Below are 26,110 nucleotides of genomic sequence, written 5' to 3'. Positions count from 1 at the left end.
TCTGAGGTCGGTGGACGCGATGCTGGTGGCAGCGCAAAATCGGACCGCAACTGGGAGCCGGCCAGTTCCTTTCGAAAAGGCGCTACGTAGCCGAAGAGGCGATCTAGCTACTTCAGACAATCGCCACAAAGATCGCTGACACGCTCTTTACCAGTCATCTTTCCCGAAGGCCGTTATGTCTCAGTACTCACTCGATGTGTTGCGTCAGCGCTATGTCGTCGAGAAAAGGCCGCTTGAGGCCAGGATCGAGCAGATCTTGCGGGCCGACACCCGCGCCGGAGCGCGTGCCATCCTGGCTTCAATCGATAAACGCCGCTTCGAAAACAGGTCCGAAGGGCAGCGCCTCCGCAAGATGCTCCACTTCGAGACCTGTCTCTGGGAAAGCGGCCAATATGCCGTGGCAGGCGTTGACGAGGCCGGAATGAGCCCTCTCGCGGGTCCAGTCTCGGCTGGCGCCGTGATCCTGAAGCCCGGCACGCGAATAGTCGGGATCGACGATTCGAAAAAACTCGACGCTGCAGCTCGCGAAGAACTCGCGAAGGAGATCAAGGAAAAGGCAGAGAGTTGGTGTGTGGCATTCGTCGAGGTCGAGGAGATCGACGCGATCAATATCTATTGGGCGGGCATCCAAGCTATGAAGCGTGCGGTCCGGGGGCTCGGATTGCCGCCGCAGCATTTGCTGATCGATGCGAAGCCGCTAAAGGAAATCGACATCCCTCAGCAGGCCATCATCAAGGGCGACGCCAAGTCCGCCAGCATCGCTGCCGCCTCCATCCTCGCGAAAGTCGAGCGCGACAAAATGATGCGGACGCTCGACGTGCGTCACCCCGGCTACGGATTCGCGGATCACAAGGGCTACCCGGTTCCGGCTCATTATGAGGCGCTCGCCCGGCTGGGTGCATGCGCAGCTCACCGCAGGTCTTTCGGCCCAGTACGCAAGGCTCTCGGGTTACCGCCCCTGCCGCCCTGGCCTTCGGCATCAGAGCGGGCCGCCGGCTGACTGGCATCATTTTCGCGACCAATTCTTTTCGCGAACGACGTCCTTCGCGTTCTTGTCGGAGCGTAGGCCGAGATAGACCGGCTGGCGCAGCTCGCCCTTGCTGGTCCACTCCGCAAACTTCACTTCTGCGACCAACACAGGACGCACCCAGGTCGTGACCTGCTCATCCTTCACCTTGGCAGGGAACGGCGACTTTGCGGTTTTGAGCTTGATGAGCTTGCCGTGAAGCTCTTTGAGGACTTGGTGGCTGAATCCGGTGCCGACGTGGCCGATGTACTGCCATGCGGTGCGCCCCGACGGCGCGTATTACCAGTGGAGGAAGGATCCACCCAGAGAGTTGTCGATTGATCTGGTAGCTGACGAGCGGTTTGGACGAGCAATCGGACGGATCGAAGCCTCGTGACAAAGGTCGCTTTAGGCGGCCGAGCAATCCAGCGGGGCGCGCAGCCATGTGTCGGCAGCGGCAAGAGCAGAGGGTAGGTCGGGGCATCGAATTCATGAAAGTCGACGGTCACGTGAAGATCGAGGGCGTTTCGTTCTAAGGCTTCGACGCGATATAGGGGCCATGACGTACGCTGTATTGGCAGAATGACACCCGTCTGATCGTATCAAATCGAGAGACACAAGCCTATCCGTATTCGCGATGGCGCCTTGATCCATGTAAGTCAAAGGCGCGATCGTCGGCAGCAGCCTGCAACACAGAATCGACTAACGCTCGGCAGTGCCAATCGTCTTGGCAACTTCATCATTGAATGTTGACAGCCGTCAAGGAAGCCCGACGACGGTCAAGTTCTATTCCATTCGGAGTAGCAGCAGGGTGGCAACTGAGGAGCGACAGATTGGCGAGACTCCAGATAAATGGGGCGACGCACGAGGTGGATGTACCCGAAGACATGCCTCTGTTGTGGGTTCTTCGTGATGTCATTGGACTGACCGGAACCAAATTCGGTTGCGGGATCGCGCAGTGCGGGGCCTGTACGGCGCATGTTGACGGCAAGGCCGTGCGGTCTTGTGTGACGCGCGTCGGCACGGTGGCAGATCGCGGTATAACGACAATCGAGGGGATCGGCGCGACACCGCATGGGCGCGCGCTGCAAAATGCCTGGCTCTCGCTCCAAGTCCCGCAATGCGGCTATTGCCAACCCGGGCAGATCATGTCGGCCGCCGCCCTGCTGTCGGAAGTTGGAAGCCCGAGCGATGCGCAGATCGACGCCGCAATGGCCGGCAACCTATGTCGCTGCTGCACTTATGTGCGCATTCGCAAAGCCATCAAACAGGCCGCTGCCAGCCAAGCTACTGCCCAGAGGACATGAGATGAATGCGCGCGTGTCCAGGCGACATTTTTTGCGAACCGGAGCGGTTGGGGCCGCCCTGGTACTCGGGTTCCGGCTGTATGCGGCGAGGCCAGCATCTGCCGAGACGAGCACTGCCGGCCTCGCGCAATTCACGCCGAACGCTTTCATTCGGATCGACTCCGAAGGCGGCATTGTCCTCGTCGTTGACAAATGCGAGGTCGGCCAAGGCGTCTACACTTCTTTGCCGATGCTGCTCGCCGAAGAGCTCGACGCGGATCTGGATCAAGTCGCGATCGTGCCCTCGCCTCCAAACGAACAACTCTACGCCGATCCGATCCTGCACCTGCAGGCGACCGGCAACTCCACCTCGGTGCGCAGCTCATGGACGGAGTTGAGGCGCGCCGGCGCCGCAGCGCGACAGATGCTGATTGCGGCGGCGGCAGCCGAATGGCGCGTTGATCCTTCGCAATGCCGCACCGAGCGCGCCACCGTGATTCATGATGGTACACGCCGCCAGCTCGGCTATGGAGCGCTTGCTGCGGCCGCGACGCAACAGCCAGTGCCTCAAGATCCACAACTCAAGCAGGCGGAGCAGTTCAAACAGATCGGGAAGTCGCCACTTCGAGTGGATCTCCCGGGCAAGGTCGACGGCGCCGCCCAGTATGGCTTCGATGTCCGGCTTCCGGGCATGTTGTTCGCGACGATCGCTTCAAGTCCCACATTTGGCGGCAAGCTTAACTCTCTTGACGATAATCCCGCGCGATCCATCAAGGGAGTGCGCAACGTGGTGAGGATCGGCGGGCAGGGATTCGATGTCGGCGGATACAAGCTCCACCTCGACGACGCGGTCGCAGTCGTCGCCGAAAATACCTGGGCCGCACAGCAGGGTCTAGCGGCGTTGGAGCCCGCCTGGGATCGAGGCCCGAACGCACATCTCGGAATGGATGATGTCGTGCGCGCGCTCGAGGCCGCGAGTGATCGCGGTGGCCTTGTCGCGCGACATAACGGGGACGTTGACAAGGCGTTGTCGACCGCAGCGACGCGCCTGGAAGCCAGAAACTACATGCCGTTCCTCGCCCACGCGGCGATGGAGCCGTTAAGCTGCGTTGCGGATGCGCGCGAAGACAGTTGCGAGATCTGGACGGCGACGCAAGTTCAGGCACGCGCGCAGGGAATCGCCGCGCAGGTCGCGGGGCTGCCGCCGGAGAAGGTGACGTTACACAATCTCATTTCGGGAGGTGCCTTCGGCCGCCGCCTCGAACTCGACGGAATTGCGCTGGCGGTCGCGATCTCCAAGCAGTCTGGGGCGCCAGTCAAGCTGGTGTTCACCCGCGAGCAGGACATTCGCCACGACCTTTACCGGCCATTCTATCACGACCGCCTCCGAGCCGGCCTTGACGCCAGCGGAAAGCTCGTCGCGTGGCATCACCGGATCGTCGGCCCGTCGATCTTTGCACGGTGGGCCCCGCAGGCTTTGCGGAGCGACGGGCTCGACCCCGATGCCGTCGACGGGGCCATCCAGATGCCATATGCCTTTCCCAACTTGCTGGTCGAATACGTACGTGAGGAGCCGCCGGCAATTCCGACGGCGTTCTGGCGGGGCGTCGGCAGTACGCACAATGCCTGGGTGATCGAGAGTTTTGTGGACGAAATTGCCGCTGTCGCCAAGCAGGATCCGGTCCAGTTCCGGCGCGACCTGCTCGGTCACGCGCCGCGTGCCTTGGCGGTGCTCAATCTCGCCGCTGAGAAGAGCCGCTGGGACAAGGCTCTTCCGCCGCGCAGCGGACGGGGCATTGCACTCGCTTATGCGTTCGACACCTATCTTGCGACGGTGGTCGAGGTAACCCTGTCGGGCGCCGGACTGGTAACTCTGCAACGTGTCGTCTGCGCCGTGGACTGCGGCTCCATCGTGCATCCCGACTCTGCGATCGCTCAGATCGAAGGTGGAACGCTGTTCGGCCTTTCCGCTGCCCTGTGGAACGAAGTGACGGTGCGTAACGGACGCGTCGAACAGGGTAACTTTAATGACTATCGGACGATCCGGATCGACGAGACGCCAGAAGTCGAAGTGCATCTGGTGTCAAGCCGCGAAGCGCCCGGCGGGCTTGGTGAGACGGGAACTGTTGCCGCCGCGCCCGCTCTAGCAAATGCGATCTTTTCCGCGACCGGCTACCGGGTTCGCCAGTTGCCGATCATCAAGAGCATCGAGGAGCTGAAGCGTCGTGCGTAGGATAAAGCGAAGTCTGCCTCTCATAGCGGCCTTCGCGCTCTCTGTCGGTCCGGTCCGTTCGGCCGCGGCAGCGGATGTCCGGTCGGAACTCCTGCAGCGTGGCGAGTATCTCACCCGCGCCGCCGATTGCGTGTCGTGCCACACCGCACCGGACGGCGAGCAATTTGCCGGGGCTCGCGCATTCAAGCTGCCGTTCGGGACGCTCTATTCTCCGAATATCACGCCGGATGCGAGCACCGGAATCGGTCGATGGAGCGATGATGATTTCCTACGCGCCATGTACGAGGGAATCGGCAAGGATGGGCAGAGACTCTATCCGGCGTTTCCTTATCCAGCCTACACCCTGCTCAGCAGGGACGATGTGCTCGCGATCAAGGCCTATCTGTTCAGTCTAAAGCCGGTCGCCAAGGTGCCACCACGTAATCATCTGACGTTCCCGTTCAACATGCGGTGGCTGATGGTCTTCTGGGATTGGCTCTATAATCCCGGCCAACGGTTCGAGGTCGATGCCTCGAGATCGCCTGAGTGGAATCGGGGAGCCTACCTCGTGGAAGCGCTCGGACATTGCGGCGAGTGTCACACGCCGCGGAATCTCCTTTATGGGTTGGATTCTCACAAAAAATTCGCTGGTGCCGTTACGGCGGGCTGGCACGCCTACAACATTACCCCGGACCGGACGACCGGGATCGGAGGCTGGAGCGAGGTTGAGCTCGCTCGATACCTTTCTACGGGAGACAGTCCTCATGGGGTTGCCGCCGGGCCGATGGGCGAGGCGGTGGACAACAGTCTGCGCTATCTTTCTCGTGAGGACGTCGCAGCGATGGTCACATATCTGCGCACGATTTCTCCGCAAACATCGAACGTGCCGGCCGCGCATTTGGAGGGTGCCCGTAACGGACCGGTAAGCGCCTCTCGTCTCCCCCCAGCCGACGAGTTGAACCGCCTGCATGCGAGCGCTGGCGTGCGGATGTTTGCCGCCGCGTGTACGGGCTGCCACGGCTGGGATGGGCGCGGTCTGGCGGGCACACGCGCAGTGAATGACCCAGAGGCGACAAACTTGGTACAGGTCGTGCTCAAGGGCTTCCATCTTTCCGCGGCGGGCGGCCGACCGAACATGCCGGGCTTCGCCGCGGGTTACGCCGATCGCGAGCTGGCAGACCTCGCCAATTACGTTACCGGTCGCTTTGGCGCCAAGACTTCGACGTTGAAGGCAGATGACTTGGCGAAGCGCCGCAGCGAGGGAGATTAGCCATGATTGCAAAGCCCGGCGTGCTCCTCACCGTCTTCGCGTTGGTGCTTCCCTCTGCATGGGCCCAGGCACCCCTCAATCCGCAGATCGAAGTCGAAAACCGCGCCGAGACCGCAGTCAAGGAGCTCGAGATCAAGCCGAGCGGCACTGCCGAATGGGGCGAAAACAAGCTCGGGCACGGTCCGCTTCCGCCCGGAAAGTCGACTTCGATCCGGGAGTTTACCGAGACGAATTGCAACTATCAAATGCGGGCAGTGTTTCAGGATGGACGAACCGAACAGCAACCGGTCGACGTCTGTCATCATTCCCGGATCGTGCTGGGCGCGAAACGCCAGTGAAGTCGGGCAGGATCCGGCGAGGGCCGGTAACCACCGGCTCGAACAGAAATCTATAGGTCTCTTGATGGCCGAATCAGCCTTACTGCTTTCACGCGCGCAGTTCGCCTTCACGATCGGATTTCACATTCTGTGGCCGGCCTACACAATTGGGGTCTCCGGGTTCATCGTCATCATCAGCGTACTCTGGCTGCGGACCGGGCGGCCGGTTTATCGCGCTCTGCTGCGCTTTTGGGTTCGCCTGTTTGCCCTCGGGTTCGCTATGGGTGTGGTGACCGGGCTGGTCATGTCTTATCAGATCGGCACCAACTGGAGCGTCTTTGCTGAGCGCACGGCAAATGTCATCGGGCCGTTCTTTACCTACGAAGTGCTCATGGCCTTTTTTCTAGAAGCCGGCTTTGTGGGAGTGATGCTGTTCGGCATGGATCGGGTAAGCCCTCGGCTTCATTTCTTCTCATGCTTGGCTGTTGCCCTCGGCGCGGTCATCAGCGCATTCTGGATACTGGCTGCCAACAGCTGGATGCAGACTCCCGCCGGATTCCGAGTCGAAGCTGACGGGAAGTTCGCGCTGGTGAGCTGGATAGGTGCAATCTTCACCCCGTCCTTGCCCTATCGTTACTTGCACATGGTGACGGCCGCCTACCTCGCGGGCACATTTGTCGTCATCGGTGTGTGCGGGTTCTATTTGTGGCGGCGGTGCCATCAAGAATTTGCCCGCACGGGGCTTTCCGTTGCGCTGCCGATGGCACTGGTCCTGGTCCCGGTTCAGGGCGTCCTGGGCGACCTGCACGGGCGAAACTCTTTCCAATATCAGCCAATCAAGGTTGCGGCCATGGAAGGCGATTGGCAGACGCGCCGAGGCCAACACCTCGTTCTGTTCGCCTGGCCGGACGTTGCTAACGAGCGCAACGACTACGAACTCGCGGTTCCGAAGCTCGGTAGCCTGATCCTGACGCACCACTGGGACGGGCTGGTGCCCGGCTTGACCTCGGTATCGCCGCAGGAGCGTCCACCGGTACCTTACGTGTTCTTCGCGTTCCGAATAATGGTCGGGCTGTGGCTGTTGATGCTGATGCTGGTTCTCGCCGGTGGCTGGCTGATGTTGCGCAGGCGCCTCAGCGAGGCGCGCTGGTTTCATCTTGCCTGCGTCTGTTCGAGCCCCTTGCCGTTCCTTGCGGTGCTTTGTGGTTGGACCGTAACGGAAGTCGGGCGGCAGCCCTACGTCGTCTATGGTCACTTGCGTACCGCGGATGCGCTCTCGCCGGTCGCGGCATCGGCCGTGGCGGGATCATTTGCGCTGTTCATCCTGGTCTATACAGCATTGCTGATTGCCTTCTTCTTTTACGCCATTCGGACCGTGCTGCGGGGTCCAATCGACGAAGCGACGGAGCGACCGGCGGGGGTGCAGCCCGGCCTGGTATCCGCCCCGGCCGGTCAGGCTGCGGAGTAGGCCATGGACTGGCTCCCTGTTCTGCTTGGGCTCGCGGTCGTGTTCAGCGTCATCATGTACGTCGTGATGGATGGGTTTGATCTGGGTATCGGCATCCTGGTTGTCTTTGCGCCTGGCGAGGCGGAACGCGCCACGATGATCAACTCGATCGCCCCGTTCTGGGACGGGAACGAAACCTGGCTGATTCTCGGCGGCACGCTATTACTCGCAGCCTTTCCTCTCGCATACGCGACCTTGCTGCCGGCATTTTACCTGCCGCTGATGGCGATGCTGTTCGCGCTGGTCTTCCGCGGCATCGCCTTCGAATTCCGTTTTCGCTCAACGCGCTTCCGCTGGCTTTGGGACCTGGCATTCACCGGCGGGTCGACGCTCGCAACGTTCTGCCAAGGCATCGTGCTCGGCGCCTTCATCGAGGGGATTCCTGTCACAGATGGATCCTTTCGCGGCAGCTCCGTCGGTTTCTTGAGTGTTTTCGCGGTGATCTGTGGGGTGGGCCTGCTTGCGGGTTATGCAATGCTTGGAGCCACCTGGCTCATCTTCAAGAGCAGTGGCACGACCGCGAATTATGGCCGTCGCGCCGCTCGTATCACCTTGCCTTTGGCGCTCGCGTTCATCGTAATCGTCAGCATTTGGACGCCGCTCGCCTTCCCTAGGATCGCGACGCGCTGGTTTAGCTGGCCGAACATCGCCTTTCTTTCACCGATCCCGATGGTGACAGCGGGTGTCGCGTTCTGCGCTTGGCGCGCGATTTCCGACACTCGCGACTGGCGAGCTTTTCTGCTGGCGATCTCGGTCTTTCTTCTGGCGTTCCTCGGGCTCGGCATCAGTCTATGGCCCTACGCGGTGCCTTACACCGCGACGTTGTGGCAGGCGGCGTCGTCCCGGCCAACGCTCGCCTTCGTCGGAGCCGGCACGGCAGTGATCGTGCCGCTCGTCCTGGCGTATTTCGCCTTCGCCTACTGGGTATTTCGCGGCAAGACGACCGATCAGAGCGGTTACGGTCGCTAAGAAGGGAGCGCGAGTCGCGCAATGTTCCAAGCATTGGAAACGCCGCTAACTGCGGCGGCCTTCTCAACAAGCGTCTTCTCCTGACGATGTAGAGGATGCGCCTTCGTTCTTTACCTCTGGTCGTGAGTCGGTATTTACGATCTTTTTGCAAGGACACTAGCCAGTAATCGAAGTTATCGCGGTGGTGAATCGGCTGGGTCGCGAAGATACACGGGACATCCTTGTGCTCGAAGCCGTTCCTGCCAGCGCGGATCGTCACCGCCGTTTCAATCTCCTTAGCAGCGGTACGTCGCCCGCACGGAGACCGCCCCGCCAATCTGTGCCAGATGACTAGCGGCCGCGAAGCAGGGCTTGGCACTGGTCAACGTAAAGCCGGAGGTGACGCCGGTACCCAGCAATTGACGGTTATCAAGGGCAGGCGAGGGCGAATGAAATAGATCTCGCCGGAATAGGCCGGCTACCGAGCGAACACTCCGGTTTAGACGGTGCGCGGGAGACTTCGATGCCGACCATGCGGGAATGGCGGGAGGCAGGGAACAAGTTCGGGTTGCTCTCGCTTTATCAGCGGTTCGAGCATCTTGTCCTCATCATTCTCACCGCGCTGATCGCTATCATCGTCGCGGCCGCTGTGTGGAGTCTCAGCCTGAAGGTTCTCTTCGGGCTGGTTCTGAGCGGAACCCTCGATCCTTCGGACTACGCTGTCTTCCAGGCGGTGTTCGGAATGATCTTCACCGTGATCATTGCGCTCGAGTTCAAGAAGTCGCTCCTGGTAGGGGCCGAACGGCTCGACACCGTGGTGCAGATCCGTTCGGTCGTGATGATCGCGCTACTCGCCATTTGCCGAAAGGTCATTATCCTGGACCTGAACGAGACGGATGCCCCGCACCTTGTCGCGTTCGCCGCAATCATTATGGCGCTCGGCGTGGTATATTGGTTGGTGCGCGATCGCGATCGGCGGCAAGAACCCGTCTAGAAAGCTTGGGTCACCGACCCCTGAACAAGAATCGGTGTGCGAAGGCTGTGGCGATTGCCTCTAGGCGACCAAACTGCCTGTCCAACGTGATGCTCGAGATCGGGCGCCGCCTGACGGGTACGCGTTGATCGTCAATTTTGCTCTTTTGCGCTATCCGAGTTAGTAACGCCGGAAAATGCAATATCCGCGATGACCGGCAGATGATCCGAATAAGCCTTCGCGTCCTTATCGGTCCACGCCTCCAGGATCCTGCCGTTCGCCGTGGTGTAAATGCGATCGAGGCGTAGGATTGGCAGCCATGACGGAAACGTTCGCAGCTGAGTACGCACCGGGCAAGGGGCAGCCAATGCGCGCCGTACGGACTTAACCCAAAGCCAGTCGTTGAAATCGCCGACCACCACTGTACAGGGACTATCGACCAGGCTGGCGATCGCGCGGGCCTGCGCTTGGCGCTCATGGATCGAAAGACCGAGGTGGGTGGCGACGACGGTGACCTCGCGGAGGGTTGTCCGGATGCGGACCGTAATCGCGCGGCGCGGTTCCCGTTCCTGATAGGAGACATCTGTAATCACGGGCGGGGCTGCGAACGGAAGTCTGCTAAGCAGGATCTGGCCGTAGTCGCCATCCGCGGTAATGATCGAGCGGGCTTCTGCGCGATGTTCTCCCACTACATCTGCAAGCTTTGTGAAGGGGTCTTCGGTGCGCCCGCGCGAATCGACCTCCTGCAACGCGACCACATCCGGCGACCATTTCTTTATGATGGCGCTGATACCTTCCAGATCGAACCCGGGATTGAGGTTGAACGTGCCATGCACGTTCCATGTCATGACGCGAAGAAAGCCCGTCACCGATTGCGCCCGGCAAGCCAGGTGACCACGAACTGCGCGCCCAGACAAACGCCGATCCAGGCCGCGATGGTAGCGCCGAGCAGCACCGCGCTGGACCAGGATGCGTTGCGGGCAAAGTCCGCGATCTGCGCACCGAGGGCCGCCATGGTGGCAATGCCCGGTGCCATTCCCAATAGAGTACCGATCAGAAAATCGCGTAGGGTCAACTGACTGGCCCCGGCAAGTAGATTGACAAGCGAAAACGGCGCGATCGGCACCATGCGGACAAGGGCGACCGCAACCACCCCCTTGCCGACGATGCGATCCTGAATTCGCAGAGCGCGCATGCCCATAAGTGATTGCAGCCGCTTGTGTCCCATGAAGCGGCCGATCATGAAGAGAAGAGATGCACTCAGCAGCACGCCGGTGAGCGAACTGGCAAAGCCGAGCCATGGGCCAAGCGCGGCCGCTGTCGCGGCGATGAGAACGAGGACCGGAAACACGACGAGTCCGCCCAGTACGAACGCCGCGATCGCAAACAGCGGAGCGAATTTCGACTGTGTATTCTGCGAAATGACGTCGGTAACGTAACCGACCTCCGTCAAGGCATTGAGCGGCGTGTATTGCCATGCAAACATCAGTCCGACGAGCGACAGCGCAATGCCCGCGACCCCGATCATTGTTCGTGCCGTCCAAATTCGGCGCGCGGTGCGCCGCAGGTCGAGCGGCCTCCTGGGATCGGCGATCGGCTGCACAAACTCCGTCATGGCGCGCACGGAGATGTTTTGGTCTTCAATCGGCACCAGCTTCTTGCCGGCCCCTGACGATCGGTGACGGTCGATGAACCCCAGAAGGTCCTGCTCATTGGACGCGATCTCACGCGCCTCGAGCCCGAGGAAGTGGCCGATTAGGCGGTGCCGTACGCTGCGGATGAACGCCTCGTGCTCATCGCAGGTTGCCTCAAAGGCGAGGTCGCATTCGGAATCGGCGCCCAGCGAACGGTTATTGAGGTTGGCCGAGCCAACACGAAGAAAGTCGTCGTCGACGGTCATGACCTTGCTGTGAACCATGATGGCGGCGGCATCAGATTGCGGTTGCGCTGAAGTGGGATAAAGAATGCGCAGCCGCTCGGTTACGCCGGCGGCGACGAACGGAGACATGAAACTGCGCCGGCCGCCCTGCATAGCCTGCGATTCGAACCAGGACGAGTGCCCCCGTGGAGCGACGATCAGCACTCTCAGCGAAGGCACGCTTGTCATGCGACGCGCCAGAGCAAGCGCGATTTCGTTGGCGCTGGTGAATTGGTTCTCGATGTAGATCAGCCGGTTGGCTGTTGCTATCGAGGCTTCGAACAACCGCGACACTTCCGTAATTCCTGGTTGATCGGCGGTTTGCGGTGCGGTCCTGGCGATGCCGACCATGAGATCGCGTCCGTCGATGGTGACGAAGTCTGGCCATCGATTGCCGCTCCGCCGCTGGGCGTGCGACACAGCGCAACCGGCGGCGCCCCATCTCGCCCGGGCAACTTCGCCCAGCGCTGCTGCGGCATCGCTATCGACCATGCATTGAATGTCGTGAAATGGTGGATAGGGCCTTCCCTCGTGATCGACACGAAGCGGATTGCTGGCAGCGTGCTGGCTCGTGTCCCAGCGCCGCACCGTGAGATCTAGTCCTCCGACAAAGGCGACGAGATCGTCTATCACGACGATCTTTTGATGCTGCGCCGATCCAAGGGGCAGGCTGTCATCAAGGCAAAAGCGAATGCGGCCACCGATGCCGGAGTTGAATTGTTCCGCTGAATTCCATTCACGCTCGGCGGCATACAGAGCGGCAAAGTCCCAATCCAAAATGTTGACAACGAGCTCTGGCTTCTTCTCGCTCAACGCTCTCAGGAATGGTCCGAGCATTGGCGGAAGGCCATCATCCACGCAACCGGTGGGACCCACGAGAAGTGTCTCGCTGTGGATGTCCCACCCGATTATGTATACCTCGCGGTCGGCGAGGAGCAGCGCGGCCCGTAGTGCCGCAAAATATTCGGCCCCATCGTTCAGGACCGCGACGCGGTCTGCTCTGCATCGTCGCCAAACGGTTTCGCCGGGGATGAGAATGGAAGATGTTCTGAGCAGAGGCGACCTGCGTCTCGGTTGGCTGACGGCTAGCTGAAACGCGTGCACATCCAATCGGTTCCGAATTTGGCGAGCCGCTTTGGTGGCGGCCAGTGCTGGTTGGCGGCGTCTTCGCGTTGTCCGAGCATTTATTCTTCGCGCGCGATGAGGATGGGCAGGGCTTCCAGCCAGCAAAGTGCGCATTCTCGGCGTCCGCTATCTAAGGGTCGGCATCGTGACCGTGCAGCTCTTGTTACCGGTCCACTGGCTGTTCACGATTTCGTTCAAGACACCGGACGAGATCTATCACGTCCCGCTCTTGTGAGATGCCGCGCACGATACAGCGCCGCGCCACTGAGATCGCGACAAAGATCTGCAACGGCTCCAGGACTGACACGTGGGCGGGATTGATCGTCCACAGGATTCGCACCTGGTTCCGCGACGATCGGAGAGATCACCGTTTAGGTAGCCCTCCAAGGACTCGAACCCCCGATGCTGAGTTCTCGTACATCGCCGAGTTCCCAAGCGGAAAGCTCTATGGCAGTTGTCCATCGCATCCACCATCAGTGTGCTGCTCCTTTCGGCTCAGGTGATGCGCGCGGAACATCGCCGACGCCGTCAAGATCAGGCGCTTGGCCGTATCTCATGCGTTTCATCTGCTCATGTACCTGCGCCATTTCAGCGTCGCTGAGGCGCGGCGGCTCGCCGATAGCCAACGCATGGACATACATCTTTGCCAGCGTCTCTACTTCCATGGCGAGCCAGAGAGCCTTTTCAAACGTCTGGGCCGTCACCAGCAAGCCGTGATGGCCAAGCAGGCAGGCGTTCCGATCTTCGAGCGCCTTGAGGGCGTAGTCCGATAGTGCTTGCGTACCAAAACAGGCATAGGGCGCGCAGCGGATATCGTTGCCACCCGCAACTGCGACCATATAGTGAAAGCAGGGGATGCCACGCTCGTGAATGGCGAGCGTTGTACTGAAGGTGGAATGCGTATGGAGCACGACGTTGACGTCATCACGTGCTCGCAGAATATCGCGGTGAAAGCGCCACTCGGAGGAAGGCCGATGGTTGCCCTGGTAGTTCGCGGCAAAATCCATCGCAACAATATCCTCCGGCTGCATCCGATCATAGGGCAGACTGGTAGGCGTGATCAGCATCCCGTTTGGAATACGGTGCGAAAGATTGCCCGATGTACCCTGATTGAGACCGTTCCGGTTCATCTGCCTGCAGGTATCGACGATGCCTTGACGGAGATCGAAATGGTTAGGGTCTGTCATGAAGCAGCCTCCGAGAAAGCGATCCAGGATTGATAGGCAGCGGAAAGGTCACGCGGGTCGACCCCATCGCTGCTGAGCGATGCGACGGCGTTAAGTACCACGCTCTTAACCGGAAGAGTACGCGAGAATCTGCGCCACAGCAGCGCGGCGCCAAGCGCCGTTCCATGCGGGGATTGACTCACCCAGACGCTCTGCGAGGGACGCAAGGTCGCAAGGCAGCGGGCGAAGGGCCAGTTTGCGGCAAAGCCCCCATCGATGATGATGCGTCTCGAGCTCTCAAGCGCATCAAGGCAGCGGTTTGCGCTGAACGCCGCATAGAGCACGGCCAAGGCCTGCCGTTCGGCAGGCGTTTCGGGAGGTGGGCCGATGACCTGTCCGCGGTTAGCGGCACCCGGAAACAATCCGTCATCGTCGATGAAGGAGGGGAGCGCGAGGGTGCCCCTCGACAGCAGGGTGGGCAACGCGGCGAGAACGGCTGCGTCGACAGCACAGTCTTTTCCGCGGATCAGGTCGTATTCACGGCCAGTCGCGATCAATGTCGAAGGTGCGTTCTCACCATCGACATCTATATTGAGAACCATCGCGCGCGCGCCATCGAGCTTGTCCAAGGGGAGGCCGCGCTGAAACCCGATCATCCAGGTCCCGGTCGATAGGATCGAGGCATCGGCCATTCCGGCGGCCTTGTAGCGAAACAGGTTGGCATTGGAATCATGCACGCCGCAGAGGATTTCGGTCGATCGAGCCAAGCCGGTGCGCTTGGCTACGGACTCCGAAACCGTCCCTAGCACAGCACCGGCGGGTATGAGTTCTGGCAGCAAGTGGCTCCAGCCGCGGCTGCGCATCAGAGAAGAAGGCTGATGGTGGACGAGGTCCCAGATATGACTCTGAGCCGCGAGCTGCGAGATTTCACTGGCCGCGCGTCCGCCAAGTCGCAAGGCGAAAAACTGAGCGGTGGTCAGATAGTGTTTTGCGCAGGCGAATTCGGCCGGAAATGCGCTTTCCTGCCACAGCAGCTGCTTTCCGAGCCGCATTGCGCCTCTGATTCCGCAAAACACCTCATTGTAGCCGGGCGCGATCCGAGCATAGGCTTGATCGATTTCCGGCGGAGAGACGGCATCATAGTCCATCATCGGCAGCACTGGCATATCACCGTCGACGAGAACCGCGCCGCATCCATGCGCTGCTACGATCACGGCGCCGATAGCATGGCGTTGCGAGACGACGGCAAGAGTATCAAGAAGCCAATCTTCCAGCCCAGTCAGATCATAGGCGAGGTACGAACCCTGAGTCATCGGCACATTAGGGATCGCATGTGCCTCGAGCGGCCACCCCTCCTCACTGGCCACTAGCAGCTTGAGACTGGTCTTGCCAATGTCGAGAACCGCGATGTTGGTCGAGACGACAGGGCCCATCATCGTTCGCTATCGCAGCATTTTTCCGGCGAAATGAGGAACCGCCGCGACGACAATCAAAATACCCCCCCAGATCGCTAGCGTGAGGAATTGGCTGAGGTTCAGAAGGTTGAATGCCGAGGAGATCACCTGAAGGATGATCAGCGCGAGCATTAGCCCACCGACTTTTCCGAAGCCACCAAACGGATCGATCCCACCGAGGACAGCCGCAAGTATGGTGACCAGAAGATAGCTCTCGCCGTATGCTGCGTTGGCCGAGTTGAAGCGTGCCAACATGACCACCGCTGCCACGCCCGCGAGTAGGCTGGACAAGACATAGAGTTTGAGAAGGACGGCGCGGGTGTTGACGCCGGAGTAGCGAGTCGCTTGCTCGTTCGAGCCAATCATGTAGACCTTTGCCCCGAACGGGGTCGCGTTCAGCATGAGCGCGATGGGGAAGGCACAGAACGCAAGTATGATCAGAGCAAAGGGCACCCCGAAAACCGTTCCATTTCCGATAAATACGATCGGATCCGGAAATCCGGAGACGACGTTACCACGCGACAGGCCGATCGCGACGCCCTTGCAGAGCGTCATCGTGCCGAGCGTGGCCAGGATCGGCGAAACGCCGAGATACGCGATGACAAAACCATTAAGAAGGCCGACCAATGCGGCCACCGCAAATCCTGCGGCGATCGCCAGTGCCTGAATGCCGACCCAGGCAATACCCTGACTCCCAGGGATGTAGCGCGTCAGCAGGAAGGCAATGGTCAGTCCGGACAGATTGGCCGTTGCGATGATGGAAAGGTTGAGTCCTCCCGACAGCAAGGCCAGCATCATTGCAAGTGAAAGGATGCCGAGTTCCGGCATCTGGAAAGCCATGGATTGCAGCGTGTTGGCCGAGAAGAACCGGTCGCCAATCGTGATCGCGAACACCACCCACAGCGCGAGTAACAGCAAGAGGAGGGTGCCGACCGTACCGCTACCAGCGAGGCCGACCATACGCCGGCGAAGTGACGCGTTGCTCATGCGCGCGCACTCCGGGTTCGCCGCTCTCGCTGCGACCAGGCGGTCGCTGAGACCGAAATAAGAATCACCAAGCCGACGAAAAACGGTGACCAGTACGACGAAACGCCCAGCAAGATGATTCCATTTTGCAGCACTGCGAGCAGCGTCAGGCCCAAGAACGTGCCAAGAACGGTGCCAACGCCGCCCATCAAGCTGGCACCGCCGAGCACCACGGCGGCGACGACATCGAGTTCCTTGCCGACCAGCACTGTCGGGGCAACGGACTGAGCGAGTTGTGCCTGGATCAGAGAGGCGATTCCGGCCATGACACCCATGTAGCCATAGACCAGTATGTTGAGGCCGAAAACGTGGAAGCCGAGCCGCTGCGCGGCATCGGCATTGCCTCCCATGGCATAGATCTGCCGGCCGATATTGGTTCGGTTCAGCAGGAGCCATGTGACGAGAAATGCCAGTGCCAGCGCGAGAATCTGCAGGTTGACACCGTAGGAGCTATCCTTGCCCCATTCGAATTCGAACCAGAATATTCCGGTCGCGAACCAGTCGGGCAGCGAATAGATATATTTGCCGCCGGTAAAAAAGATCAGAAGCCCGTAAAAAATGTTCAGCGTTGCGATCGAAACGATGATCGATGGAATGCGAAGCTTCTGGATGAAGACCGCGTTGAGGGCGCCGAGCGCACCTCCGATCCCAATCGCGATGGCGAAGACGCTGATCCAGTTCGCTCCGTACGCATTGGCGAGCGAGAGGGTAACATATTGCGCGACCGACGCGGTCGCGGTGAATGAGATGTCAATTCCGCCGGCGATCAGCACGACCAGCAGCCCCAGCGCCAGGATGCCGACGAATGCGTAGGAGGTCAGCAGATCAAAGAGATTTTGAAGGGTCAGGAATTGTGCATTCGCAAAGCCCAAGCCGGCGCAGAGCCCGAGGATTACCAGCAGCAGCCAGAATTCGTGGCTGCGACGAAACCTGCCGAATGATGCAACGTGCGCTTTAGGCATTGACGGCCTGCCGAAGCGCATCTTCGGAAGTGGCTGCGGCAGCCACGTCAGTTGTCAAACGACCTTCCCGCATCACCAGAACGCGATGACTATGATAAAGGACCTCGGGAATTTCGTCCGATATCATCAGCACCGCTACGCCGTCGCGGGCTAACCGCCGGATGATTTCGTAAATTCCGTCCTTCGCGCTGATGTCGACGCCCACGGTGGGGCTATCGAGGATAAGCACTCGCGGGTTGGTTGCCATCCATTTGGCGAGCACGACCCGCTGCTGATTGCCTCCGGAGAGCGTCTTCACCGCGTTGGCCGGGTTGGAGACCTTGATCCCGAGTTCAGCGACCCACCGAGCGACGTGGGTCCGTCGCGCGCGCGCGGCAATCAGGCCGAATGCGCCGGCCAGACGTTCCAGTACCGTGAGCGTGACGTTGGCCGTGACGGATTGATTCAGGATGAGACCAAGGGCGAGCCTATCCTCGGATACATAGGCGATCCCTCGATCGATCGCATCTGCATTTGTACGGAGCGCGACCGGACGGCCATCGAGCGCGATGGTGCCGCGATCGGGCGGTTTCATGCCAAACAGCGACAGTGCGAGTTCGGTGCGGCCGGAGCCGAGGAGACCGGTCAGACCCACCACTTCCCCTGCGCGCAACTGCAAGCTGACGTCCTCGTACTCACCTTCGCGTCCCAGGCCCTTGACTTCCAGAACAATCGGGCCGGCGGCAAGCTCAGGCGCCTGTACCTGATACTCGAATGACTTACCGGTCATCAGCTGGCTGAGTTTCCGCCCGTTAATTGTGTCTGCTGCAAAAGTACCGACTTTGGCGCCGTCCCGCAGTACGGTCACGCGTTCGGCGATTTCAAGTACCTCATCAAGACGGTGGCTGACGAAAACGACGCAAATGCCAGCACGCTTCAACTCGCTCACAAGCTTGATGAGGGTGTTCACCTCGTGGCGGGTCAACGACGCCGTCGGCTCGTCCATGATCAGGAGTTTGGCGTCCGCAGCCAATGCTCGGCATATCGCTACCAGCTGGCGTCCGGCAATGCTGAGCTCAGCGACTTTTGCGTCCGGATCGAACTCAACGCCGATCTTTGCCATTGTCGCCTTCGCGGTAGCGCGAATTGAGACCCAGTCGACCGAATGAAGGCCGCCAAGATGATGCGCCATCGCAATATTCTCGGCGACGGTGAGGTTGGGAAACAGCGAAAGATCCTGGTAGATGACCTGAATGCCGCAATGCGTAGAGTAGACCGGGTTTAGATTGGGATATTCCTTCCCACAAATTGCAATTCGGCCGCCAGGCTCCGCTGCCTCGACGCCCGAAATAATCTTGATCAGAGTGGACTTGCCCGAGCCGTTTTCACCGACCAGGCAATGCACCTCGCCAGCCTCCAGAGTCAAATCGACGTTGCGGAGCGCGTGAACGCCGCCAAAACGTTTCGATATGCCGGACATTTCCAGAAAGGTCGACAAGATTCGCCTGCAAGGACTTCGATCGTGCGATCACCCGACAAGGACCGCATTCCCAGCCGGAAGGCCGGGAATGCAGCGCGATGAGGAGGCTGAGCCGGTTTACTAGAGCCCGCCCGCAATCAGCCCGTCGATGGTCTCCTTGTTAATCCGCATGATCTTGTCGACCTTGATCTGTTTTCCGGCGACGTCGACTGCTGCCTTGCCAAGGCCGGGCACCTCGACGCCATCCGTGATTGGCTTGCCATCGAGCACGAGTTTGGCCACCGCGACCATGGCGTAACCCGCATCGGTGGGATTCCAAAGGAAACCTTCGCGGATCGTATCATCCGCGATGAGCGACTTCGCCTGGCTCGGCAGCACGGTGCCGACCACAGCGATCTTCTTGGCGAGGCGTTGCTGACGCACGGCATTTCCGGCTCCGATCGGTCCATTCGAACCAAAGCCGAGAATGCCGCGCAGGTTCGGATAAGCCTTGATCACGTCGAGCGTCGTGCGTTGGCTCGTGTCGATCTCGTCGGCGCCGGGAAAGCGGTCAGCGACGAGCTTCATCTTCGGAAAATTCTTTTGCTGGTAGGCAATCGCTGCATCGGCCCATTTATTGTGAAGCGGCGTCGTAAGAGTTCCGACATAGACGACATAGTCGCCTTCGCCGCCCATGTCCTTGGCGAGACGTTCCATCTGCACCTCGCCAAAACGAACCGAGTCGATCAATTCCACATTCCAGTCGCGGCCTTCCTGCTCCGGGCCCTCATGCGTGATGACCTTGATTCCGGCGGCCTGAGCGCGCTTTAGCACCGGTTCGCAGACCTTGACATCAAGCGGCACCAAGCCGATCACGTTGACCTTCTTGGCAATCAGATCCTCAAGGAGCTTTACTTGCTGTGCCGGATCGACGTTCGCTGGGCCAACCATCGTGGCATTGATGCTGAAGTCCTTCGCGCCCTTCTGGATTCCCTTTTCAAGTGCATTGAACCAAGGAATTCCCGCAATCTTTACGACCGTGACCATTTCCTGTTGGGCTTGCGCAAAGGCAAAGCCTGGAAAACCGGCACCGGCCAATGCGGCCGTACCACCGATCAGCTTGAGAGTTTGGCGTCTGTCCATTGTTCCCTCCCAGGAAATTATCTGATTCCACACCCTGGCCCTCGCCGGGGGGAAGCAGTCGAGCCTGCTGTTATTGCTTGCCTGACAGAAAGTTCTGCCAGTCCAGCCGCAGGACCTTGAGGGAGATTAGAAACCAGCGCTCCAGAGCGTGTCAAGCAAGTGACATGTTCGCAGCCACCATCGCAGTGCGGTACCTGATATTGCCTTCGAGACGCGGGCAAGGTGCGGATCATGCGTGGCCTAGAGGCATCATTCCTCCTCTTTGCTATAAGTCGCGGCCGCAAGGTCGTTTACGACATTATTTGAACAACGATCGTGCCGGCTGAGCCGCTTTGCGCAGCGGGCTAATCCTCCGCGTTGACACGTCGCGGCAAATACATAGGCTGCGCATCACCACTTACGGGACCAGCGCGTCATTGAGACCGCGGAGAAGGCAGCAATCCATCATGGTTTCGCAATCGGCTTTACCGCATCGCACTCTTGGCCGGACCGGACTTGAAGTTTCCATCCTCGGATTCGGGACCGCGCCACTGGGCGACCTCTTTCTTGAGCTCGACGACCAGACCGCGATTGCTGCGGCAAGCCGCGCCTTCGAGCTCGGCATCAATTTGCTCGATACATCGCCCCACTATGGCAATGGCCTGTCGGAACATCGCTGTGGAACGGCGCTCCGGCGTGTGCAACGCAACGACGTGGTGCTTTGCACCAAGACCGGTCGGTGGATGGATCCTTTTCACCAGCCGGAGACTAGGTCCGGGTTTGTCGGCGGACAGCCGCACCGCGCCGTCGTCGACTATTCCTACGACGGCACCATGCGCTCGGTCGAGCAATCGCTGTTGCGGCTTGGCACCGACCGTATCGACCTGTTGCTGATCCATGATGTCGATGTGTGGACCCACGGTAAGAACGCGATCGAAGACCGCTTTCGTGAAGCGATGTCCGGGGCCTATGTGGCGCTCGACAAGCTTCGTTCCGAGGGCGTGGTCGCGGGCATCGGGATCGGTGTCAATGAAGCCGAAATGTGCGTGCGCTTTGCGAAAGCCGGGTCCTTCGAGGTGATGCTGCTCGCCGGACGCTATTCGCTGCTCGAGCAGCCCGCACTCGAGGAGTTCATGCCGCTGGCGCTAAAGCAGGGCATCGCGGTGCTGCTCGGCGGAGTGTTCAATTCGGGAATTTTGGCGACGGGCGCCACCAAGGGCGCCAAGTACAATTATCAGGATGCGCCGCCGCACATTCTTGCGAAGGTCGTTGAAATCCAGCGTATCTGCACGGCTCATGGGGTGCCGTTGCCGACGGCCGCTCTACATTTCGCCCTTGGTCATCCGGCTGTCGCGAGCGTGGTGCTCGGGGCGCATGATGCACAGGAGGTCGAGCGCAATGTAGCTGCGCTGACCGCCTCAGTGCCAACCGCACTCTGGGGCGATCTCAAGGCGGCCCGCTTGCTGGACGCAGAAGCGCCCGTTCCGGGATAGAGCGGGCGACCTGAGAGAGGCGGCTCGGGAACTCGCCTATATATATTTGGATCTATTGCCTGGGATTCAGCGCACTGTTGAGACCATCGCCGATCAAGTTGAAGCCGACCACGAGCGCGATGATCGCGAGACCGGGCCAGAATGCCATCCAGGGCGCCTCGCTGAGGAACTGTCTAGCAACATCCAGCATGGCTCCCCAGGAGGGAGCAGGAGGCAATTGACCTAGTCCAAGAAAGGCTAGGCTCGCCTCGGCCAAAACTGCGATGGCCATCGTGAGCGTCGCCTGCACGATGGTCGGTGCAAGCACGTTCGGCAGGACCTGCCCCGTCAGAATGGCGAAATGACCCAGCCCCTGAGCGCGCGCTGCAGCGATGTAATCCTCGGTGCGGACAACCAATGTCTCGGCGCGTGAAACGCGGACGAAGACTGGAATCGCGGAGATGCCGATCGCGATCATCGCATTCTGGAGGCTGGGACCCAGGAATGCGGCCAGCGCAATCGCGAGGACGAGAAAGGGGCAGGCGAGGAGAGCATCCGCAACACGAGAGATCACCATGTCGGCGGCCCCACCGAAATAGCCAGCAATAAGACCGAACGGTAGGCCGATCAGCACCGCAACAGTCACGGACACCAGGCCCGCCGCGAGCGATGCTTGTGTTCCGAAGATGACCCGAGACAGCACATCGCGGCCGAGATCGTCCGTGCCAAACCAATGCGCTGCATTGGGCGCAGCACGAATTGCCATCCAATCCGGCGTATTCGGATCATAAGGCCCTATCCATGGCGCGAACACCGCCAGCACCACGAAGAACATGATGATGGTGCCGCCTATCACGGCGGACGGCTCGCGCAACAGGCGACGAATTTCGGAGCGCCTGCCTGCGCGCATCGGAGCGGGCACCGGCGTGGCCTCGATGGTGCTCATGTCCTGAGCCTGGGATTGAGCAGCACATAGGCGATGTCCGCAATCAGGCTCATCAGCAGAAAGATTGCCGCGGTGCAGAGCACGACTGCCTGAACCACGGCATAGTCGCGGCTGAACACGCCATCGACGACCATCTTGCCGAAGCCCGGAATCGAGAAGACCTGTTCGGTCAACACCGCGCCCGCCAGTAATTCGCCGAATTGCAATGTGCCCAACGTGACCACCGGGATGAGCGCATTCGGCAGCGCATGGCGCAGCACGATGGAACGCTCGCGGACGCCCTTGGCGCGGGCGGTGCGGACATAGTCCTGCTTCATCGCCTCAATCATCGCACCGCGGACATGGCGCATCATGATCGCAGCTGTGCCGGTGCCCAGCACCAAAGCAGGCATCAGCATGGAGATCAGGTTGCGGCCGATACTTTCAGTTGGCGGCACGAAGCCACCGGCCGGCAGCCAGCCGAGGTTCACTGAAAACAGAAGGATCAACATGATCCCCAGCCAGAAATGCGGAATGGAAAGTCCAGCAAGTCCGAAAAGACTTGCACCATAGTCGAGTGGTGTCCCACGCCCCAGGGCCGCGAGGATTCCGATCGGCAACCCTACAAGCAGCGCGACCAGCATCGATAGGCTCGCGAGCTCAATCGTCACCGGAAGTTTTTCTGCCAGCATGGTGCCGATCGGCAGCCTGGTGCGGACCGAGGTGCCGAAATCACCATGCACCAGGGCCTTGAGCCAGATGCCGTATTGCACCGGAATCGGCTCATTGAAGCGATATTTCTGCCGAAGATACTCGATGACCTCGGGATTGCGCTCCTCGCCGGCGAGAGCCAGCGCCGGATCCCCGGGCAGCAGCTTCTGCAGACCGAACACCATCATCGACACCAGCAACAGGGTCGGGAGCAGGACGGCAAGACGGCGCAGAAGCAGGGTCTTCATTGCAACAGACGGGTCCTCACCTGAGGAGAGCGCGACACGTTGCGCCTCAATTCGCTGGTTTGACACCCACGAGGCGTAGCAGCCCGTCCGGCACCATAACGATGCCGCCGACGGATTTGCGAGCGGCAAAGAACCAGTTGGGGTGATAGAGCGGAATCGACGAGAGCGCGGTCAGGTAAGTATCGGTCGCTTTCGCGTAGAGGGCCTTGCGCTTGGCTTCGTCGGCCTCGCCGCGCGCCTGAGTCAGGATCGCATCGAGATCCTTGTTGCAATATTTGTTGACGTTCTGGGAACCTGCGCAACTGAAGAATGCAACCAGTGTGGGGTCCGGATCGGCACGGCCGCTCCAGTTGCCGATATAGGCTTCGAAATTGCCGTTCAGATACCGCTCGATGGCAGTGGTCGTTTCCATCGGCAGCAGCTTCACGTCGAAGCCGGCCTCGGCCGCCATCGACTGGATGATCTGTGCAACCCGGGCGTCGCCGGCTGAGTTTTCGTACGAAAGTTCGACCGGGACACGAGTCATTCCCGCTGCTGCAATCAGCGCCTTGGCTTTGGCAACGTCGCGGGTCGGTGCCTTGTGAGCCGAATCGTAGAACGGAGACGACGGCGGAATCATCTGGTTGTCCGCCAGGAACTCGCCGTTGAAGGCAACGCGATTGATGACATTGCGATCGATCGCGAGTTCAAACGCCTGCCGCAGCGCCGCGTTCTTGCCGAGTGGCGTATCGGCTTTCGCGCCTGCGCCGACATTGAACATCAAATGCGAGACCGCAAGTCCCTGGCCGGAATGGAGCGTGAGGTTGGGGTCGTCGCGCACGGTCTTGAGATCGGTGGGCGCTACGCGTTCCGCGAGTTCGAGATCGCCCGCACGTACGCGGGACAAGCGCACAGTCGAGTCGGGCACGTAATAGTAGACGACCTCGTCGTAGCCGACGGTCCCGGCGTTCCAGTAGCCCGGGTACTTCTTGAGGCGAATGAGGTCGCGTGACTTGCGCTCGACAAATTGATAGGGACCAGCACAGACCGGTGCAGCTGCAAAGTCGCCGGCTTTCTCCGTGGCGGCCTTCGGCGATACCATCATGCCCGCGCGATCGCTGAGATTGGCAAGCAGCGGCACGAACGGTTCAGACAGGTTGAACTTCACCTTGTCCGCCGCGAGGGCTTCGACGCTCACGATCGGCGCGAGTTCGGCCTTGCGCTTCGAATCCGGCATCGTTTTCATGCGTTCGATATTGAACTTGACCGCCGCCGCATCAAACGCGGTGCCGTCGTGGAACGTGACGTTCTTGCGCAGGGTAAAGGTGACCGACTTGCCGTCCGCGGCCCAATCCCAGGCCTCTGCCAGCTGTGGCACGATCTTGAGGTCGGGGGAGATATCGACAAGCTTGTCGCACAGTGCCGCAAACACGAACCGGCCGGTATAGGTACCGCTGAGTGCGGGGTCGAGCGCATCGGGATCGTCCTGAATGCCGACCCGCAGTGTTGCCGCACTGGCCGACACAAGGCCGGATCCGATCATCAGAATTGCCGCCAATGCTGTGCCGATCCGCTTCATGCGAATTCCTTTCTTCCCGGGGCTTCTCTGCCAAGGCTCCGCCGTCGAGGGGCAAGACAAGCACGCCCTATCAAATTTGTAAACGTCTAGAACAAATCGACTTATGGCGTAGAAGTTAGATATATTATAATACCGTTGTTGAGCAAAACGACGTCGCGTCGCGCCCCTTGACGACTGACATAAGTCAGCATTAGTTCGGTGGCCTGACGAAATGGATTGAGCCTTCATGCCAGACGCCCCCACGTCGCCCATCGCGCGGCAGCAATCCGTGCGGCTCGTTGTCGAGCGCCTGTTGCGTGATCGAGCGGTCTCGCGCGCCGAACTCGCTCGCAGCACGGGCCTGTCCAAGCAGACGATTTCCGAAGTTATGCGCGACCTCGAACGCGACGGCTGGGTCCGTGAGGACGGACAAATCCAGGGCAGCGTGGGCAGGAGCGCGGTCACCTATGCGTTGCGGCCGGACGCAGCTTTCGTGCTGGGCGTCGATCTGGGCGGCACGAAACTGCACGTCGCGCTTGCCGATTTGCAGGGGGAGATCGTCGCCGAGAGCATCGAGCCGACAACCGGCGACGGTGGTGCTGCCGTGGTCGCTCAGATCGGACGCATGCAGGAGGCTTTGCTTCTGCAAGCGTCTGTACCAGTCCAACGTCTGCGCGGCGGCGTGATGGGAAGCCCTGGTATCATCGATCCGGCGTCGGGCAGCATCGTCATCGCGCCCAACATTCCCGGATTGGATAGTCTGGATGTGCGGGCCGAACTGCGCGAGCGCCTCGGGATCGAGGTCGCGATCGAGAACGACGTCAATCTTGCCGCGATCGGCGAGCACTGGCGAGGCAACAGCCGCAAGGCCCGCAGCTTCGCCTTTATCGCTGTCGGCACCGGTATCGGCATGGGCATCTTTTCGGACGGCTATCTCGTGCGCGGCGCGCGTGGCGCAGCCGGTGAGATCGCCTATTTGCCACTTGGCGGCGATCCCTACGATACGCGCGGTCTTCGTTTGGGGACGCTGGAAACCGCCGTCGGCAGCGTGGGGATTGTCGAGCGCTATCTCGCACTTGGTGGAATTTCTGGCAGCACGGTGCGTGATGTCTTCGATCGGCTGGATAGCGATGAGGCGGCAAGAATAGCAATCGACGAAGTCAGCCGGATCCTTGCGAGTGCGATTCTGGCCGTGCACAGCGTCCTCGATTCAGAGATCATCATCATGGGCGGCAGCATCGGCGCGCGCCCCGAACTGAAGCTGCGGGTCGACGAGTATCTCGGGCGATGCATGCGCCAGCCTGTTAGGATCGAGCGCAGCGCGCTCGGCAATCGCGCCACGCTGATCGGTGCGGTCGGTAGCGCGATTGATCTTGTGCATCGCTCCCTGTTCGGCATCGGCAGGGGGGCGGGCCCGCTGGCCCTTCCCGCCGTGGCGGCGGATGTTGCGGCATGAAAATCCACCGGCTTCACACCAACGATCGGAG

General features: G+C 60.5%; 22 protein-coding genes and 1 pseudogene. 11 read left to right on the top strand and 12 right to left on the bottom strand.

Annotated features, from left to right (window positions below):
- Window positions 1-175: 175 nt before the first annotated feature.
- Window positions 176-1,000, top strand: a complete 825-nt coding sequence (gene rnhB, locus AOQ71_RS00480) for a ribonuclease HII (RefSeq protein WP_057740488.1) — start codon at window positions 176-178, stop codon at window positions 998-1,000.
- 6 nt (window positions 1,001-1,006) lie between these two features.
- Here the strand turns inward: rnhB and AOQ71_RS42195 are convergent.
- Window positions 1,007-1,285: pseudogene (locus AOQ71_RS42195) on the bottom strand (ATP dependent DNA ligase); the annotation flags it as partial.
- Window positions 1,286-1,839: 554 nt separating this feature from the next.
- On the opposite strand from AOQ71_RS42195, the gene AOQ71_RS00475 reads away from it, so the two are divergent.
- From AOQ71_RS00475 to AOQ71_RS00445, 7 genes are all read left to right on the top strand, one after another.
- A complete protein-coding gene (locus tag AOQ71_RS00475) occupies window positions 1,840-2,313 on the top strand; it encodes a (2Fe-2S)-binding protein (protein WP_157083314.1) in 474 nt (157 codons plus the stop codon).
- Between the two features lies 1 nt (window position 2,314).
- The gene (locus tag AOQ71_RS00470) at window positions 2,315-4,525 is read left to right on the top strand and encodes a xanthine dehydrogenase family protein molybdopterin-binding subunit (protein WP_205668179.1); all 2,211 of its coding nucleotides are present in this window, start codon (window positions 2,315-2,317) and stop codon (window positions 4,523-4,525) included.
- Entirely contained in the window at window positions 4,518-5,774 is a 1,257-nt protein-coding gene (locus tag AOQ71_RS00465) for a cytochrome c (protein WP_057740483.1), read from the top strand. The genes AOQ71_RS00470 and AOQ71_RS00465 overlap by 8 nt, the downstream gene beginning before the upstream one ends.
- A gap of 2 nt (window positions 5,775-5,776) precedes the next feature.
- Complete coding sequence (locus AOQ71_RS00460) at window positions 5,777-6,112, top strand: hypothetical protein (RefSeq protein WP_057740481.1); 336 nt, start codon at window positions 5,777-5,779, stop codon at window positions 6,110-6,112.
- Window positions 6,113-6,176: 64 nt separating this feature from the next.
- Window positions 6,177-7,559, top strand: coding sequence for a cytochrome ubiquinol oxidase subunit I (locus AOQ71_RS00455; protein ID WP_057740478.1), 1,383 nt, complete (start codon window positions 6,177-6,179; stop codon window positions 7,557-7,559).
- A 3-nt stretch (window positions 7,560-7,562) separates the two neighbouring features.
- Entirely contained in the window at window positions 7,563-8,567 is a 1,005-nt protein-coding gene (gene cydB, locus AOQ71_RS00450; RefSeq protein ID WP_057740476.1) for a cytochrome d ubiquinol oxidase subunit II, read from the top strand.
- A gap of 502 nt (window positions 8,568-9,069) precedes the next feature.
- Entirely contained in the window at window positions 9,070-9,540 is a 471-nt protein-coding gene (locus AOQ71_RS00445) for a phosphate-starvation-inducible PsiE family protein (RefSeq protein ID WP_430648593.1), read from the top strand.
- Window positions 9,541-9,671: 131 nt separating this feature from the next.
- Here the strand turns inward: AOQ71_RS00445 and AOQ71_RS00440 are convergent, their stop codons facing one another.
- Complete coding sequence (locus tag AOQ71_RS00440) at window positions 9,672-10,388, bottom strand: endonuclease/exonuclease/phosphatase family protein (protein WP_245316586.1); 717 nt, start codon at window positions 10,386-10,388, stop codon at window positions 9,672-9,674.
- Window positions 10,385-12,250, bottom strand: a complete 1,866-nt coding sequence (locus tag AOQ71_RS00435) for a VTT domain-containing protein (protein WP_245316585.1) — start codon at window positions 12,248-12,250, stop codon at window positions 10,385-10,387. The genes AOQ71_RS00440 and AOQ71_RS00435 overlap by 4 nt, the downstream gene beginning before the upstream one ends.
- 418 nt (window positions 12,251-12,668) lie before the next feature.
- Between AOQ71_RS00435 and AOQ71_RS49530 the strand changes: the two genes are divergently transcribed.
- The gene (locus tag AOQ71_RS49530; RefSeq protein WP_283809553.1) at window positions 12,669-12,797 is read left to right on the top strand and encodes a hypothetical protein; all 129 of its coding nucleotides are present in this window, start codon (window positions 12,669-12,671) and stop codon (window positions 12,795-12,797) included.
- 238 nt (window positions 12,798-13,035) lie between these two features.
- On the opposite strand, the gene AOQ71_RS00430 is transcribed toward AOQ71_RS49530, so the two are convergent.
- The 6 genes from AOQ71_RS00430 to AOQ71_RS00405 form a co-directional block, all read right to left on the bottom strand.
- Entirely contained in the window at window positions 13,036-13,749 is a 714-nt protein-coding gene (locus AOQ71_RS00430; RefSeq protein WP_057740469.1) for a class II aldolase/adducin family protein, read from the bottom strand.
- Window positions 13,746-15,164 (bottom strand): FGGY family carbohydrate kinase, encoded by a 1,419-nt coding sequence (locus AOQ71_RS00425; protein WP_057740467.1) that lies wholly within the window; start codon window positions 15,162-15,164, stop codon window positions 13,746-13,748. Before AOQ71_RS00425 ends, AOQ71_RS00430 begins: the two co-directional genes overlap by 4 nt.
- A 6-nt stretch (window positions 15,165-15,170) precedes the next feature.
- Window positions 15,171-16,169 carry an ABC transporter permease gene (locus AOQ71_RS00420; protein ID WP_057740465.1) on the bottom strand — a complete coding sequence of 333 codons (999 nt, stop codon included), beginning with the start codon at window positions 16,167-16,169 and terminating at the stop codon, window positions 15,171-15,173.
- Window positions 16,166-17,170, bottom strand: coding sequence for an ABC transporter permease (locus AOQ71_RS00415; RefSeq protein WP_057740536.1), 1,005 nt, complete (start codon window positions 17,168-17,170; stop codon window positions 16,166-16,168). The genes AOQ71_RS00420 and AOQ71_RS00415 overlap by 4 nt, the downstream gene beginning before the upstream one ends.
- Window positions 17,163-18,647 (bottom strand): sugar ABC transporter ATP-binding protein, encoded by a 1,485-nt coding sequence (locus AOQ71_RS00410; RefSeq protein WP_057740462.1) that lies wholly within the window; start codon window positions 18,645-18,647, stop codon window positions 17,163-17,165. The genes AOQ71_RS00415 and AOQ71_RS00410 overlap by 8 nt, the downstream gene beginning before the upstream one ends.
- A 102-nt stretch (window positions 18,648-18,749) precedes the next feature.
- A complete protein-coding gene (locus AOQ71_RS00405) occupies window positions 18,750-19,751 on the bottom strand; it encodes an autoinducer 2 ABC transporter substrate-binding protein (RefSeq protein WP_057740460.1) in 1,002 nt (333 codons plus the stop codon).
- A gap of 446 nt (window positions 19,752-20,197) precedes the next feature.
- Between AOQ71_RS00405 and AOQ71_RS00400 the strand changes: the two genes are divergently transcribed.
- Window positions 20,198-21,223, top strand: a complete 1,026-nt coding sequence (locus tag AOQ71_RS00400) for an aldo/keto reductase (RefSeq protein ID WP_057740458.1) — start codon at window positions 20,198-20,200, stop codon at window positions 21,221-21,223.
- Window positions 21,224-21,275: 52 nt separating this feature from the next.
- Here the strand turns inward: AOQ71_RS00400 and AOQ71_RS00395 are convergent, their stop codons facing one another.
- Genes AOQ71_RS00395 through AOQ71_RS00385 form a run of 3 tightly spaced genes read right to left on the bottom strand, consistent with a single transcriptional unit; the run spans window position 21,276 to window position 24,644 of the window.
- The gene (locus AOQ71_RS00395) at window positions 21,276-22,148 is read right to left on the bottom strand and encodes an ABC transporter permease (RefSeq protein ID WP_057740456.1); all 873 of its coding nucleotides are present in this window, start codon (window positions 22,146-22,148) and stop codon (window positions 21,276-21,278) included.
- Window positions 22,145-23,086, bottom strand: coding sequence for an ABC transporter permease (locus AOQ71_RS00390; RefSeq protein ID WP_057740454.1), 942 nt, complete (start codon window positions 23,084-23,086; stop codon window positions 22,145-22,147). Before AOQ71_RS00390 ends, AOQ71_RS00395 begins: the two co-directional genes overlap by 4 nt.
- Before the next feature lie 46 nt (window positions 23,087-23,132).
- Window positions 23,133-24,644, bottom strand: coding sequence for an ABC transporter substrate-binding protein (locus AOQ71_RS00385; protein ID WP_057740451.1), 1,512 nt, complete (start codon window positions 24,642-24,644; stop codon window positions 23,133-23,135).
- Between the two features lie 226 nt (window positions 24,645-24,870).
- On the opposite strand from AOQ71_RS00385, the gene AOQ71_RS00380 reads away from it, so the two are divergent.
- Window positions 24,871-26,079: an ROK family transcriptional regulator gene (locus tag AOQ71_RS00380; protein ID WP_057740447.1), complete on the top strand. Its 1,209-nt coding sequence runs from the start codon at window positions 24,871-24,873 to the stop codon at window positions 26,077-26,079.
- Window positions 26,080-26,110: the final 31 nt, after the last annotated feature.

Source organism: Bradyrhizobium manausense, from assembly GCF_001440035.1.
GTDB lineage: Bacteria > Pseudomonadota > Alphaproteobacteria > Rhizobiales > Xanthobacteraceae > Bradyrhizobium > Bradyrhizobium manausense.
The sequence above is the reverse complement of the archived record's forward strand: the minus strand, read 5'-3'. Positions and strand labels throughout refer to the sequence as shown.

Coding starts and splice junctions, on each gene's coding strand:
- rnhB (WP_057740488.1), top strand. CDS start 176: ATGTCTCAGTACTCACTCGATGTGTTGCGTCAGCGCTATGTCGTCGAG.
- AOQ71_RS00470 (WP_205668179.1), top strand. CDS start 2,315: ATGAATGCGCGCGTGTCCAGGCGACATTTTTTGCGAACCGGAGCGGTT.
- AOQ71_RS00460 (WP_057740481.1), top strand. CDS start 5,777: ATGATTGCAAAGCCCGGCGTGCTCCTCACCGTCTTCGCGTTGGTGCTT.
- AOQ71_RS00455 (WP_057740478.1), top strand. CDS start 6,177: ATGGCCGAATCAGCCTTACTGCTTTCACGCGCGCAGTTCGCCTTCACG.
- cydB (WP_057740476.1), top strand. CDS start 7,563: ATGGACTGGCTCCCTGTTCTGCTTGGGCTCGCGGTCGTGTTCAGCGTC.
- AOQ71_RS00445 (WP_430648593.1), top strand. CDS start 9,070: ATGCCGACCATGCGGGAATGGCGGGAGGCAGGGAACAAGTTCGGGTTG.
- AOQ71_RS00430 (WP_057740469.1), bottom strand. CDS start 13,749: ATGACAGACCCTAACCATTTCGATCTCCGTCAAGGCATCGTCGATACC.
- AOQ71_RS00425 (WP_057740467.1), bottom strand. CDS start 15,164: ATGATGGGCCCTGTCGTCTCGACCAACATCGCGGTTCTCGACATTGGC.
- AOQ71_RS00420 (WP_057740465.1), bottom strand. CDS start 16,169: ATGAGCAACGCGTCACTTCGCCGGCGTATGGTCGGCCTCGCTGGTAGC.
- AOQ71_RS00415 (WP_057740536.1), bottom strand. CDS start 17,170: ATGCCTAAAGCGCACGTTGCATCATTCGGCAGGTTTCGTCGCAGCCAC.
- AOQ71_RS00405 (WP_057740460.1), bottom strand. CDS start 19,751: ATGGACAGACGCCAAACTCTCAAGCTGATCGGTGGTACGGCCGCATTG.
- AOQ71_RS00400 (WP_057740458.1), top strand. CDS start 20,198: ATGGTTTCGCAATCGGCTTTACCGCATCGCACTCTTGGCCGGACCGGA.
- AOQ71_RS00395 (WP_057740456.1), bottom strand. CDS start 22,148: ATGAGCACCATCGAGGCCACGCCGGTGCCCGCTCCGATGCGCGCAGGC.
- AOQ71_RS00390 (WP_057740454.1), bottom strand. CDS start 23,086: ATGAAGACCCTGCTTCTGCGCCGTCTTGCCGTCCTGCTCCCGACCCTG.
- AOQ71_RS00385 (WP_057740451.1), bottom strand. CDS start 24,644: ATGAAGCGGATCGGCACAGCATTGGCGGCAATTCTGATGATCGGATCC.
- AOQ71_RS00380 (WP_057740447.1), top strand. CDS start 24,871: ATGCCAGACGCCCCCACGTCGCCCATCGCGCGGCAGCAATCCGTGCGG.